The organism is Methanoregula formicica SMSP (genome assembly GCF_000327485.1).
In the GTDB taxonomy this organism is placed as follows: Archaea; Halobacteriota; Methanomicrobia; order Methanomicrobiales; family Methanospirillaceae; genus Methanoregula; species Methanoregula formicica.
Window position 1 is genome coordinate 2,747,265 of record NC_019943.1, and the last position, 13,840, is coordinate 2,761,104.

The window sequence follows — 13,840 nt, forward strand, 5'->3', positions numbered from 1 at the left end:
CTATCCTGATTGTGTTGCCCGAATCTCACTTTTCACCGGAGCAGGGGGAGCATGATCTGCTTCCCCCGGCCCGTGGCTGAGCTCGCGGAGGATGAGCACCGTGGCATCCTTCTCCAGCGGCTGGTTGTCATTCCCGCACTTGGGCGAGTAGATACACGACGGGCACCCGCTCTCGCACCGGCAATCGCGGACCAGTTCGTGCGCTGCGGTGAAGAGCTCTGGGATCAACCCGAAAGCCTTCTCGGCAAGCCCGATTCCCCCCTCGTATCCATCATAGACAAAGACCACGGGCTCACCTTTCTCCCCAAACGATGGTGAGGAGAGTCCCCCGATATCCCAGCGGTCGCACATGACATAGAGGGGCATCAGAGCGATGATCGCATGCTCAACGCCATGCAGGCCGCCTCCAAGATCGCCACCAGATTTTGTAATAGTCTGTTCAACGGATTCCTGCGGAATGAACCAGAAGGCTTTTGTCCGGAAGGTCAGGGGCGGGAGCGTGAGCGGCTCAAGGCCGATGATCGTGTCGCCGCGTTTGATCTTGTAACCGGTATACTGCTCTGTCACTTCCACTTCGCCAAAGAAGCACGGGGTGTTGTTGACCGTCCGGGTCTCCAGCGTCCCGATGATGGAGATATCCACTTCTTTTTGCGGTTGCGTGTAGTAGTCGACATCTGTCTCGGTGACCCGGATAGTATGCGTCTCGAGGTCCATCTCGCTGACCACGTACGTCTCGCCCTGGTGGAGCATGATGGCGCCCTTGTGCGCTTCGCGATAGGCCTGCCCGCGGTCCATGGTTTCGAGGAGCCTGCCATGGCACATGACCCGAAAGGACTCCCCGGGTACCCCGTCCAACCGGACGGCATCGGCTGCCCTCCCGCGGCCGGCATAGACCCACCCGCGGATCGTTTTCCGGAGGAGCCCTGCCGCCCCGAGGTCCGGCAGGAGGCATGACAGGGTTTCACCAAAAAACGCGCTGTCGCGGTCCTCGAGCAGGGGAATCTCGGCAGCCGCACAGAGCAGATGCCCGGAGACGATATAGGGATTATTGGTATCGATGATCGCCAGTTCATGCGAGCGGGAGAAGAACTGGTCCGGGTGGTGCATGAAGTACTGGTCGAGCGGGTTCGCTTGCGCGATGAGGACGGCAAGGGATTCGCCACCTTTCCTGCCGGCACGCCCTGCCTGCTGGCGGGTGGACATCATGGTGCCGGGATACCCGGAGATGATGACGGCGTCGAGGGATCCGACATCAATCCCCAGCTCAAGGGCATTCGTCGAGACCACGCCACGGAGTCTTCCTTCCTTGAGCTGCTGCTCGATAGCCCGCCGTTCTTCCGGCAGGTAGCCCGCGCGATAGACGGAAATTGTGTCGGCAAGTTTCTGGGAGATGCGCCGGACATCGTCCCGCGACCAGACCGTCACCAGCTCCGCCATCTTGCGCGACCCGGTGAAACAGAGGGTCTGGAGGTCCTCTTCGACGCAGGAGACCAGGAGATCCTTGGTTTCCTGGTGGAGGGAGCGTTCACTAATCCCATCGTAAAACGGGTTGAAGAGGACAAAATTCCGCCTGCCATGGGGTGCCCCGTCAGTATCGACCAGTACAAAATCCTGCCCGGTAAGGGCTTTTGCAAACTCCAAAGGGTTTGCCAGCGTCGCTGTCGACAGGATAAACTGCGGGCTTGCACCGTAGTGCCGGCAGAGGCGGAGAAGGCGGCGTATCACGAATGCGATGTGCGACCCGAAAACACCACGGTACCGGTGCGCCTCATCGATGACGATATAGTCAAGGTTCGAGAGAAACGGCTGCCACTTGGCATGCCATGAGAGAACGTGGTGCATCTCGTGGGGATTGGAAATGATCACCCGGGAATGTTCGCGGATCGCAGCCCTCTTTGACTGGGGGGTGTCGCCATCGTAGACTGCTGGTCTTGCCGCAATTCCCGTGTACTGCGCCATCTCTTCTAGTGACAGGAGCTGGTCGTTTGCGAGCGCTTTTGTTGGGTACAGGTACAGGGCGCGGGCATCCGGATCCTGTTCAAGATGGCAGAAGACCGGGACATTGAACGCAAGGGTCTTGCCGCTGGCTGTTGCGGTCGTAAGGATGACATTCTGTCCGGCCCGGGCATGGTTTATCGTCTCGCACTGGTGCGAGTAGAGCCGGATCCCGCGCTGATCAAGGTACGAAGTAAGAGCCGGGGAAAGTTGTACATCAAGGGTGCCATACCGGGGGGGCTCCGGTAAGGTGACCTCGTGGTGGACACAGCGTGCACGAAAAACCGGGTTCGTATCAAGGAGCCGGAGGATATCAGCAACCGCCATGTGCCTCCTCCAGCAGGTATGAGAAGAGGCGGGCCAGCGAAACCACGTCCTGGCGGTTGTGTTCCACGATGGGGACAAGGGGGCCGGGATTGCCGGACCGGAGATACTGCTCGTAGAATTCCGGGACCATCTGGCCGGGGACATCGTCTTCCCTGGTGACATTCAGGACCTCGCGTTCAAGAGCCGCAAGCCGCAGGGAGGGAAACCGGCCTTTCCACCGGCGCCGGCTGAAATGGAGGACATCGAAGTGGGGGATTTTTGCCGGACATCCCAGACCATAGTACGCCAGGCGATCCGCGAGATAGGGGAAGTCAAAGGATTTGCCATTGAACGTGACAAGGGCCGGCCGGTCTCCGGACACGTGATCCATCGTGGCGATTAGCGCTGCCTGCTCTTCAGCAATATCGCGCAGGAGGTACTGGTAGACGATGAGGTTCCCGCGTTCGATAACACCGATACCGAAGAGGATGATGGGACGGGAGAAAAGACCGAGCGTCTCGATATCCAGGAATACAAAATCTTCCGGCTCGTGGAGAGTTGCTGCACCCAGGACCGATGGATGGGACCGTGAATGCCGGCTGCCGGCAAGGTCCATGATGGATGAACTGTCACCCCCTGAGATACAGGAAAGGACCGTTTTTGCCTGCTGCCGGAAACAGGGATGCTCCAGGAGGTCGGGGATGGAGTGATATCCCCGTGTATTGAGCCGTTTCCGGATCGCGGGACCGATGCCATGAACAAGAGTCAGGTCTCCAAGAAGGCGGGCTCTCAACTGTTCGCTGTCCAGCGAAGGGAAAGAATACCCCTGGCGGGATTCCAGGGCAAAACAGGTACCCCCCTCGTTTGCAATTTCCCTGCCGCGGAAGACTGTGTCGAATGCCACACCACCATACCGGTCCAGGAGCGTGTCGAGAAATCCGCGGGCCCGGTCATATTCCGATGAAAAGATCACGGAGTCCGAGAAACCGGCCTCAAACGCATTCCCGTCGCGGACAACGGAATATTCCCGCATCGATTGCATCCGCTGCTGCCAGAGTGCGCCGATTCGAGAGGAGGCCGGTATGACAGACATCTTCCGGATACTCCCTCGTGACATGACGGTTTAAAGATCCGGGCGGGCGGTGTGAAAGTGACAGGGGATCCCATGGGTCCTAGAGGGACGTTTAATCTGCCGGGCGATTCAACACACAACTACCAATGACAGGCCGGGCCTCTTCCGGCCATGATAAGATGAACATAGAGGGTCTGTTGATCGATCTCGATGGCGTGATTTACCAGGGAGGAAAAGCAATCCCCGGGGCCCGTACGACACTGGAATTCCTGGGAAAACATGATATTCCATTTCGCTGTATCTCGAATACCACGCGGAAATGCCGGCAGACAATCTGCACACAGTTGTCGGGTATGGGCATTGATATCCCACAAGATCATATCGTTACCCCTCCGCTGACAGCCATCGCGTACATGAGACAGAAGAGAAAAACACGGTTCCACCTTCTCGTGACAGGTGATGTGAGCCTGGACTTTGCCGGTATTGGCGGTCACGTCCCGGGATCGACGGACTATGTGATTGTCGGCGATGTCGGGGAGGAAGCTACCTATAATAACCTCAATACTGCATTCCGGCTCCTCATGGAAGGGGCAGAACTGATTGCTCTTGAGAAAGACCGGTACTGGATGGCACAGGACGGCCTTGCACTCTCCGCGGGGCCGTTTGTCTCTGCCCTTGAATACGCAACAGGAAAGACCGCGATCCTGATGGGAAAGCCGTCGAAAACGTTCTTTGATCTCGCGCTTAAGGATATGGCTCTTCCCCCGGAACGGGTCGCGATGATCGGCGATGATCTCCTTACGGATGTGGGAGGCGCGAAGCAGGCAGGCATGAAGGGGATTCTTGTAAGGACCGGGAAATACCGGGAAGATCTTCTGCACAAATCTGCAGTTGCACCGGATGTGATTATCGGGTCAGTTGCTGATGTACCGGATATCCTTGAAGGGTAATCATGGCTTCCCAGGGCAAGATAGCGAGATATCTCATCCCTCTTCTCCTCATTTTCCTGATTATTGCCATTGGTATTACCCTCATTGTCAATCGCGACGGTGTTGTCCCCCCGCATATCGAAGTACAGGAGACTTCCCTGCCACTTCCCTCATCCGATTACTCGTTTCCTTTCGGAAATGTCACCATATCCCTTTCGGGTTCCGTTGATCCTGCGGTCTATTACGGGGCAAAAGCTGCCAAGAAAGAGACCGTTGTCCGGGGGAACATCTCGGATTCCACCTGGATCCGGGAGACCTACCTGGCGATGATCAACGATCCCGCACAGGACTCCTTTTACTCCTCCCTCATTGCAACATTCCGCTCAATACGAAGCCAGCAGCACCTTGATGATGACGAGTACCTTGAACTCATGGCAGTCTTCGTCCAGTCAATGCCGTATGAATTCTTAAGCGAGAACCCGCCCAAATTCCCCATCGAGACCTATGTGGACAAATCCGGGGACTGCGACGATAAGAGCCTGCTCCTGGCCGGCCTCCTCTCACGGGAAGGGTACAACGTGTCACTGCTTTCGTTTACGCCGGAAGCGCATATGGCGGTTGGGGTGGCCTGTCCCGGGGGGGAGTACAAGAGAACGGGGTATGCATTCATCGAGACCACAAACCTCTCCTTTGTCGGGGTGCCAACGGACATCTTTGGAGACGATACGCGGCTTTTCTCGGACCCGCTCGTTATCAGGATCGGGGAGGGGAATACACCCTACCAACGCTGCAGCGAGTCCCTGTATCTGAACTCAGTGGTCGATCTGTCTGAACAGAGAGTGACCGAACTTACCGGCTCAATCGATGCCCTGAAGGTCGAGATGGACCAGTATTACCTAAGCCGCGATGCGGGGAATTACAACCAGCGGGTTCCGGTATACAACAATCTGCTGAGGATCCGCCAGATGTATGCAGAAGTGCACAACTACATCCTTGAGCACCAGTATGACCGCAAGGGAACCTGGGTGTATGTGAAGAAGAATCTGCCCGGAGGGTAATTCCAGAGCGGTTATCCGGGCAGATCTTTCAGGCGCAAAAGACGGGGGAAGGGGTATGCCGGAGGCTCACCCATCGTTACACCAGCCGTGGCCAGACGCTCCATTGCTGTGCGGGAATACTGCTCGGAAACATCAATCCCGATAAACCGGCGCCCCAGTTTCCAGGCTGCAAGAGAGGTTGTCCCGGCCCCGTTGAACGGGTCCAGGACAATATCGTTTTTGTAGGAAAACAGTTTCATGAGCCGGCGGGGCAGTTCCTCCGGGAACATGGCCGGATGATCGTAGTCCTTCATCCGTGTCTCCGGAGGAAATGTCCACCTGCCGATAACCCACTCCTTGAATTCTTCAGCAGATATGTCAATGTCTGATTTCTGGCCGGTTTTTTTATGCGATTCTTTGTCAAAGATCTCGATATATTCCCAGGTGTACTTGATGTAGGGCATCGAGGGGGACTTCCAGCTCCCCCATGCGGTATATTTTGCATTGTAATTATTCTTCTCCCAGAGGAGCTCAGCTCTCCAGAGCAAACCAAGACCTGAAAGCTGCTGCGAGATGATGTGGTGAGTGGGGACGTAGTCCGAGAATAAGGGCTGGATATTCACTGCAATCCTTCCGCCGGGTTTAAGGATCCTCTCACATTCTTTCCAGACTCCGTGAAGACTATCGAAAAATTCATTCCATTCGTGGGTATCGTCATGGGGGTCCTGTGCATAGGAATGCCCGAAATTATAGGGTGGAGAAGTGATGATGAGATCGATACTCCGGTCGGGAATACAGGAAAGAACAGCGAGCGCATCACCGCAGATGATGCTGTTGATAAGCGGCTGTATGCCACAGGGTTCGGAAGAATGAAGTGCCCCCTGAGCATCCTTTGATCCTTTGCGGATCTTCGCCTTACCGGCTTTATCCCTGACTTTCTCCCGTCGCATTAATGGTATCCCTATGGATGTATCATCCCGTGATGAGTAAAATATACCGAATCCCTCCAACGAAATGACAAGGTGAAAAGCGTTTAATGCAGCAATGGACATATTGTCTACGATTACCTTATGCTGGATATCGAAGACCTGCATGTGAAGGTCGGCGACAAGGAAGTGTTGCACGACATCAACCTCCATATCGGAGAGGGTGAAACCCATGTGCTCCTTGGACCCAATGGTTCGGGAAAAACTACCCTCCTGATGACGATCATGGGGTATTCCCAGTACACGATCACGGAGGGTAAGATCATCTTCAAAGGGGAGGATGTGACAAAGATGAAAGCCCATGAGAGGGCAAAGCGCGGAATTGGTATGCTCTTCCAGCGTCCTCCGACCATTTCCGGCCTGAAACTGGGTAAACTCCTCACGGCAATCTCCCAGACCAAAAGCGAGAATATCCCGGAACTTGCCCAGTCCCTGCACATGGACAAGTTCCTTGATCGCGACATCAACAAGGGATTCTCCGGTGGGGAGATCAAGCGCAGCGAAGTGCTGCAGCTGACTATCCAGAACCCGGACTTCATCATGCTCGACGAACCGGAAAGCGGTGTCGATATCGAGAACATCTCATTGATCGGCAATGCAATCGGTTCCCTTCTGGAGAAAGACAAGCGTATTGTCAAGCGCCAGAAGAGCGGACTTGTCATCACCCATACCGGGTATATCCTCGATTACCTGGAAACCGACCGCGGTCACGTGATGTGCGACGGGCAGATCAAGTGCCACGGGAACCCCCGCGAGATCATGAAAGACATCAAGGAAAGAGGATACAGGGAGTGCCTCGAATGCCGCAACCCGTAAAAGTACCCGAGATCTCAAAGGCCGACCGTGACAGGCTTGCACAGACCGGAATCGATCTTTCCCTGCAGAACCGGTGCGGCAGTTATCTCCAGATGGACCAGGAGATCGTCCACTCGGAATGCACCGAACAGGGCATCGAGGTTCTTTCCTACAAGAAAGCAATGGAGAAGTACGACTGGCTGAAGGAGTATGCCTGGAAAGTCGTCTCTCCTGAAAAGGACGACATTACAAAACATGTCGCAGCCCAGAAGGATCCGAAGGGTTACGTGATAATCGCCCACAAGGGATCCAGCAACATCTTCCCGATCCAGGCCTGTCTCTTCCTCGGAAAGGAACAGATCCAGCATGTCCATAATATCATCATAGCCGAGGAAGGCGCCGAGCTCCATATCATCTCCGGTTGCTCAAGCGGAGAAAAGGTCGGCCACGGTGCCGCTCACTACGGGATCTCGGAATTCTATGTCGGTAAAAACGCCAAGATCAGTTTCACGATGATCCACAACTGGAGCGAGCATATCGAGGTCTACCCGCGCAGTGCGTCCGTTGTCGAGGAGAACGGGGTCTTCCTCTCCAACTACGTCTGCATGCAGCCGGTAAAGAAGATCCAGATGTACCCGACGGCAACGCTCAAAGGTGAGAACTCGGTCGCTCGTTTCAGCAGTGTTGTCATATGTCCGAAAGGCTCGTACATGGATCTTGGGTCCAGGGCAATCCTTGAAGGCAAGGGTGCCAGCGCAGAACTGGTGACCCGTGCTATCACCAAGGGTGGAACCATCATCTCCCGCGGCCACATTGCGGGAAAGACTGCGGGTACCCGCGGGCATCTTGAATGCAAGGGTCTCATCCTTAAAGACGGGGTTATCTACGCGATACCCGAGATTGAAGGATCCATTGTCGGGACAGAACTCTCGCACGAGGCCGCTGTCGGAAAGCTCGCCCGCGAGGAGATTGAATACCTCATGTCCCGTGGTCTTGACGAGGATGAAGCTACAGCGACAATTATCCGCGGATTCCTTGATGTCAAGATCTCCGGACTTCCCGAAGCCCTGCAAAAACAGATCGATGCCTCGATCGATGAGGCAGAAAAATCGGGATTCTAAAAACCATTCCCTATGGAAACCTTCCCCCGAGCTGACGAGCGTTCAAGGATGGTGGAGCAGCAGATCCGGGCCCGGGGGATCACGAATCCCCGGGTCCTGGATGCGATGCGGGAGATTCCCCGCCACCTTTTCGTTCCCCCGCCGCATACGTCATCTGCATACATTGACGCTCCGCTCCCTATAGGAAACGGGCAGACTATCTCCCAGCCCTATATCGTTGCCCTCATGACCGATCTTCTCGAACCACGACCTGAAGACCGGGTTTTGGAGATTGGCGCCGGCAGCGGATACCAGGCTGCAATCCTCGCGCGTCTCGTCCGCCAGGTCACAACGATCGAGCGTATTCACACCGTCGCGGATCTCGCGAGGAAAAACATTGCCAGCCTCGGGCTGAAAAACGTCAGTATTATTGTGGGGGACGGAACAGAAGGATACCGAGAGAGTGCTCCCTATGACGGGATTATCATCACTGCGGCCACCCCGCAAATCCCCCCTCCCCTTATCGATCAGCTGGATGAAGGTGGGATCCTGGTAGCACCAGTTGGCGGGAGGGATATCCAGGAACTCATAGCCCTGAAAAAACACCATGGCAAAACCGTTCAGTCATCCCATGGAGGGGTCCGGTTCGTCCCCCTTATAGGGGAATATGGATGGACTGATACCTGATGACCATCATTGATATCACCCGATCGCTCGCTGGAGATGCCCTCGTTTATCCGGGTGACACGCCCCCCCGGTTCTCCCAAAGGGATGCCGGCCTGTACCTGATCTCAGAACTCCGGATGAGCAGCCATTCCGGTACGCATATCGATGCTCCCATCCATTACCTGAAAACGGGTGCGACCGTTGATGAGCTGCCCCTTTCGCACCTGGTAGGACCCTGCCGGGTACTGGATGTGTCAGGTGCAGGATCCCTTATCGACGCAACAGATCTCGAGGGCAGAATCGATGGCTGCAAACGGATCCTGCTCAAGACAGGATTCTCGCAGTGTTATGCATTCCGGGAGGATTATCCCTCCCTAACTCCGGGTGCAGCACACTATCTTATCTCTCAGGGCTCGCTTTGCGTTGGTATCGATTCCTTCTCCATTGAGCGGTTCGATTGCGACGGTTCGGTTCACCGTAAGCTCCTGGGTTCGGGCTGCCTTATCATCGAACTGCTCGATCTCTCCCGCGTACCCGAAGGAGATTACACCCTTGTTGCTCTGCCACTGAAACTTTCGGGTATCGATGGGGCACCGGCTCGTGTTGTCCTTCTGGATGAGGATGGAGTTGAATGATGGATATTGTTGTTGATGCAGTAAAAAGAATCCAGGACCTTTCGGAACATGGTGGATGCGCGGATGCGGGCGTCGTCCTTGATGTCAATCCCAATGCAAAGATCTGCCAGTTCGAGCAGGGGGCCCCGATGTCTGCCACGTTCGGCGGAAGAAGCGCTGTTTTTACTACTTTCGACCCGATACGGGCGCCAACGAAGATCGCCTTTATGTTCGGGGCACCGCTGGATTCAGTGGCTGTCCGGGGTGCTGCTGTTGCCATTATCAACGTTATCCTCGGGTTTCTCTGCATGTCACGGGTCCTTCATCCCTGTCGTGAGTCGTCCCACGCTGCCTGCCATGACGAAATCCGTCGGGAGCTTGCCGGCAAAAGCCTGTATTGTATCGGGGCAATGGGAAAGAGCGGGCCTTCTGCGTTCGGGCATGTGACGCAGAACCTTTCCGATGCCGATGTGATTATCATCAACGGAGAAGGACTTGTCGCTCAGGATACCGGAGATCTAATTGAAGCAAACCGGCAGCGTTGCAGGGTCATCTGTATCGGGCCTTCGACTGCAGGCATTGCCCGTCTCTATGAACTGGAGCATTGGTGTCCCTACGGGCGCAACTGCCAGGACTGATCATGACGGGTGGGCAGGAATGATTGAACAGGCAAATCCTTTTGGATGAAACCCCTATCTGGTAGTATGCTCTTTGGGTCTTCCGGAATACGGAGACGGTTTGATCAGGCTCTCATAGATACTGCATTCAGGGTCGGGAATGTTCTCGCGGCAGGATCGTCTGAGGTTCTTCTGGGGATGGACACGAGGACAACAAGCTCCCTCCTCTCCCATCTCGTCATATCAGGAATCGTGAGCAATGGGGGCACTGCCCGGATTGCCGGGATCGTCCCGACACCTACTGTCGCGTTCAGTTCCCGTTTTGCCACCTCGGGCTGCATGATAACTGCATCGCATAATCCCGAAGAATATAACGGGATAAAACTTTTCAACCCGGACGGATCGTCATTCACCAGGGCGCAGCAGCAGGGGACAGAGGATGCACTTTCTTCCCTTATGTATGCAGACTGGCAGCATCTCGGAAAGGAGTATGCCGTCGATGCCGGTACGCCACATAAGAAAGCAATCCTTGACAAGATAACCATCGAAAGGCAGGCATCAGTAATTGTCGATTGCGGTAACGGGGCCGGATCAACCTTTACACCCTCTCTCCTGACAGACGCGGGAGTCAGGACCGTTCTCATCAACTGTAATCCATCCGGCAACTTCGCCCGGCCTTCGGAACCCCTTATGGACTATCTTGGGTATCTTGGCGGGATTGTATTGAAAAATAAGGCCTCCTGTGCAGTTGTCCATGACGGGGACGCCGACCGCATGATGGCATTCGACAACGAGGGGAGGTATATCGGGGGAGACCACCTCCTCATGCTCTTTGCCAGATACCTTGATGCTAAACGGGTTGTTACAACAAGCGACGCTTCGATGATCATCGATGAGATTGCTGAAGTCCATAGAACTCCGGTTGGGGATGCATTTGTTTCCGAGGAATTGATCTCCTGGGGAGATTTCGGCGGCGAGCCTTCCGGGGCATGGATCTTCCCGCAGATATCCTTGTGCCCGGATGGCCCGTTTGCGGCGGCCCTTCTTTGCCAGATTGCATCGGAGTGGGACATTGCAGAAGAGATCGATGCGATGCCCCATTACCCGGTCCTGCGTGAATCATTCAAGACCGATGCTGCAAGGGAGATCATGTCCTCCCTTGGGGCACCGAATCCGACTGATGGCATACGGCTCTCTGACGATGACGGGTGGTGCCTTGTCCGTGCAAGCGGTACCGAACCAAAAATACGGGTCACCGCTGAAGGCAGAACCCGGGAGAATGCAAAGGCCATGCTCGAAAAAGGGAAAACACTCATCCGGCAAGGGAAAACTGCTTAAACATTGTAAGAAGAGCTGTACCTATGGAATGCGTTATCCTCGCTGCAGGGGAAGGAAAACGGATGCGCCCCCTGACGGCGAAACGCCCGAAAGTCATGCTCCCCATCGCAAACCGCCCGATGATGGAGCATCTTGTTATGGCAGCACGGGAGGCCGGGATAACTGATTTTGTCTTTATCGTGGGATATGGCGAGAGGGAGATACGCAGGTATTTTGGTGACGGGACAACACTGGGGATCCATATCGAATATGCCACCCAGCGGCAGCAACGGGGGACCGCGGATGCCGTTGGTGTTGCCCGGAACCATGTAACCGGACCATTCATCGTCCTGAACGGGGACATGGTCCTGAAAAAAGAGGACATCACTGCACTCTGCCACAGGAAACCCACCTGTATGTGCACGACGACTACGGATCATGCTGAAGACTACGGGGTAGTCATGGTCGAGAACGGGCATATTACCTCTCTTGAAGAGAAGTCCAGGCACCCGAAATCGAACCTGATCAACGCAGGGGCGTATCTTTTTTCCCCAGAGATTTTCGATCTTATCGATGCAGTCCGACCCTCGCCACGCGGGGAACTTGAACTGACTGATGCGCTGGCGGTGCTGATTGCTCGAAAGCAGTTGTACTCCCACTCGCTCACCTACTGGATGGATGTCGGCCATCCTTGGGATCTGCTGGAAGCAAACACCTCGTTTCTGGAAACTATCCCGTCAACGAATGAAGGTATCATCGAAGATGGTGTGACCCTGAAAAACACGGTCTTGGTTGGCGAAGGCTCGGTGATAAAAGCCGGCACCTATATCGAGGGGCCCTGCACAATTGGAAAGAACTGCCGGATCGGACCTCATGCCTATATCCGGGGCGCAACCAGTATCGGAGATGATTGTCATATCGGCCATTGTTCCGAACTCAAGAATTCTATCATCATGAACGGAACAAAAATCCCTCACTTCAATTATATCGGTGACTCTATTGTCGGGTCCGGGTGCAATTTTGGTGCCGGCACAAAAATCGCCAATCTTCGTCATGATCATGCAAACGTCCAAGTCTGCGGGAAGGATACCCGCAGGAAAAAATTTGGTGCCGTTATCGGAGACGGGGTGCAATTCGGGATAAACTGTTCTGTCAATGTCGGGACAATGATCGGCAGTGAGGCGCAGTTTGCACCAAATACCGTGATAGAAGGATGTATCGGAGAAAAAACGATTATTCGATAGGTGAATGATGCAGGCAGTAATTCTGGCAGCAGGGGAAGGGAGGCGCGTCCGCCCTTTGACGAAGAACCGGCCAAAGGCGATGATCCCGGTGGCCAACCGGCCGATCATTGAGTACGTCATCGATGCCCTGATAAAAAATGGCATCCGCGATATCATTGTCGTTGTCGGGTACCGTAAAGAGCTGGTGACAAGGTATCTTAATACCCTGGACATTCCTGTTGAAGTTGTTGTCCAGAATAAACAACTGGGAACAGGACATGCGCTCTTGGCCGCTGAACCAAAGATCCAAGACAACTTTATCGTTCTGCCGGGGGACAATTACATCGACCCCGCCTCCATTGCCCGCATCAGGGACCACTCCAATGCAATGCTGGTCAAGGAACATCCCAGTCCCTCGAACTTCGGTGTGGTGATGCTCAGCAACAGTCATGTGACCCAGATCATCGAGAAACCGGCACACGCTCCCAGTTTCCTGGTCAGCACGGGGATCTATTCGCTGACAAAAAAAAATTTTTCCCATATCCGCGAAAACAACCTGACCGATGCTGTTTCCTCGCTGATTGCCAGTGGTGTGAAGATACAGGGGATTCCGGCTGATGACTGGCAGGATGCTATATATCCCTGGGACCTGCTCAAGATGAACCGTCGTTTCCTCCAGAATATTCCGCCGACTCATGATGGATCTATCAGCCGCCATGCGAGCATCCATGGGGCAGTCCAGATTGGGAAAGGGACTACAATCGGTCCCAATACCGTTATCAATGGGCCCGTAGTAATCGGGAATGACTGCAGGATCGGCCCCAATTGTTGCATCCAGCCCAATACCAGCATCGGATCCCGAGTAACTATTGAACCGTTCACTATCGTTGGCGACGCCATTGTCATGGACGATACCACGATAGGGTCTCACTCCCGGGTTATCGATACGATCCTGGGAGAACGGTGCAAGCTTGCCGATCATCTCTCGATCTCAACCATCACCGGGATCCATGATATTGAGGGCAGTCCTACGAGGTCTGAGTTCGGTGCAGTGCTTGGTGACTCTGTTACCAGCGGTCCCTTCACAATCCTGAAAAATACCCTTGTCGGAAATAATGCTATTATTGAAGGCAATAGCAGCCTCTCGTCCAGACAGGTCCAGGATAATTCTCTGGTGATCTGA

The 13,840-nt window shown here is 54.8% G+C and carries 13 protein-coding genes; 10 read left to right on the forward strand and 3 right to left on the reverse strand.

What is annotated here, in order from left to right; all coding sequences use genetic code 11:
• On the reverse strand, nt 1-2,322 hold the full coding sequence (locus METFOR_RS13895; RefSeq protein ID WP_015286793.1) for a DEAD/DEAH box helicase: 2,322 nt from the start codon (nt 2,320-2,322) through the stop codon (nt 1-3).
• Complete coding sequence (locus tag METFOR_RS13900; RefSeq protein ID WP_015286794.1) at nt 2,309-3,394, reverse strand: ribonuclease H-like domain-containing protein; 1,086 nt, start codon at nt 3,392-3,394, stop codon at nt 2,309-2,311. Before METFOR_RS13900 ends, METFOR_RS13895 begins: the two co-directional genes overlap by 14 nt.
• Nucleotides 3,395-3,519: 125 nt before the next feature.
• Here METFOR_RS13900 and METFOR_RS13905 point away from each other — a divergent pair, with 125 nt between their 5' ends.
• Both METFOR_RS13905 and METFOR_RS13910 read left to right on the forward strand, forming a co-directional pair.
• Nucleotides 3,520-4,323, forward strand: coding sequence for a TIGR01458 family HAD-type hydrolase (locus tag METFOR_RS13905; protein WP_015286795.1), 804 nt, complete (start codon nt 3,520-3,522; stop codon nt 4,321-4,323).
• A 2-nt stretch (nt 4,324-4,325) separates the two neighbouring features.
• A complete protein-coding gene (locus METFOR_RS13910) occupies nt 4,326-5,360 on the forward strand; it encodes a hypothetical protein (protein WP_015286796.1) in 1,035 nt (344 codons plus the stop codon).
• Nucleotides 5,361-5,371: 11 nt separating this feature from the next.
• On the opposite strand, the gene METFOR_RS13915 is transcribed toward METFOR_RS13910, so the two are convergent.
• Nucleotides 5,372-6,289 carry a DNA-methyltransferase gene (locus tag METFOR_RS13915; protein ID WP_015286797.1) on the reverse strand — a complete coding sequence of 306 codons (918 nt, stop codon included), beginning with the start codon at nt 6,287-6,289 and terminating at the stop codon, nt 5,372-5,374.
• A gap of 120 nt (nt 6,290-6,409) precedes the next feature.
• Between METFOR_RS13915 and METFOR_RS13920 the strand changes: the two genes are divergently transcribed.
• The 8 genes from METFOR_RS13920 to glmU (METFOR_RS13955) all read left to right on the forward strand — a co-directional run bounded on the left by METFOR_RS13920 (nt 6,410) and on the right by glmU (METFOR_RS13955) (nt 13,840).
• Nucleotides 6,410-7,141, forward strand: a complete 732-nt coding sequence (locus METFOR_RS13920) for an ABC transporter ATP-binding protein (protein WP_015286798.1) — start codon at nt 6,410-6,412, stop codon at nt 7,139-7,141.
• Nucleotides 7,126-8,241, forward strand: a complete 1,116-nt coding sequence (locus METFOR_RS13925; protein ID WP_015286799.1) for a SufD family Fe-S cluster assembly protein — start codon at nt 7,126-7,128, stop codon at nt 8,239-8,241. Before METFOR_RS13920 ends, METFOR_RS13925 begins: the two co-directional genes overlap by 16 nt.
• 12 nt (nt 8,242-8,253) lie before the next feature.
• Nucleotides 8,254-8,907, forward strand: coding sequence for a protein-L-isoaspartate(D-aspartate) O-methyltransferase (locus METFOR_RS13930; RefSeq protein WP_015286800.1), 654 nt, complete (start codon nt 8,254-8,256; stop codon nt 8,905-8,907).
• A complete protein-coding gene (locus METFOR_RS13935) occupies nt 8,907-9,521 on the forward strand; it encodes a cyclase family protein (RefSeq protein ID WP_015286801.1) in 615 nt (204 codons plus the stop codon). The genes METFOR_RS13930 and METFOR_RS13935 overlap by 1 nt, the downstream gene beginning before the upstream one ends.
• Complete coding sequence (locus METFOR_RS13940; RefSeq protein WP_015286802.1) at nt 9,518-10,138, forward strand: hypothetical protein; 621 nt, start codon at nt 9,518-9,520, stop codon at nt 10,136-10,138. Before METFOR_RS13935 ends, METFOR_RS13940 begins: the two co-directional genes overlap by 4 nt.
• Before the next feature lie 66 nt (nt 10,139-10,204).
• On the forward strand, nt 10,205-11,455 hold the full coding sequence (locus tag METFOR_RS13945) for a phosphopentomutase/phosphoglucosamine mutase (protein WP_015286803.1): 1,251 nt from the start codon (nt 10,205-10,207) through the stop codon (nt 11,453-11,455).
• Nucleotides 11,456-11,478: 23 nt separating this feature from the next.
• The gene (gene glmU / locus METFOR_RS13950) at nt 11,479-12,678 is read left to right on the forward strand and encodes a bifunctional sugar-1-phosphate nucleotidylyltransferase/acetyltransferase (RefSeq protein ID WP_015286804.1); all 1,200 of its coding nucleotides are present in this window, start codon (nt 11,479-11,481) and stop codon (nt 12,676-12,678) included.
• A 4-nt stretch (nt 12,679-12,682) separates the two neighbouring features.
• On the forward strand, nt 12,683-13,840 hold the full coding sequence (gene glmU, locus METFOR_RS13955) for a bifunctional sugar-1-phosphate nucleotidylyltransferase/acetyltransferase (RefSeq protein ID WP_324602929.1): 1,158 nt from the start codon (nt 12,683-12,685) through the stop codon (nt 13,838-13,840).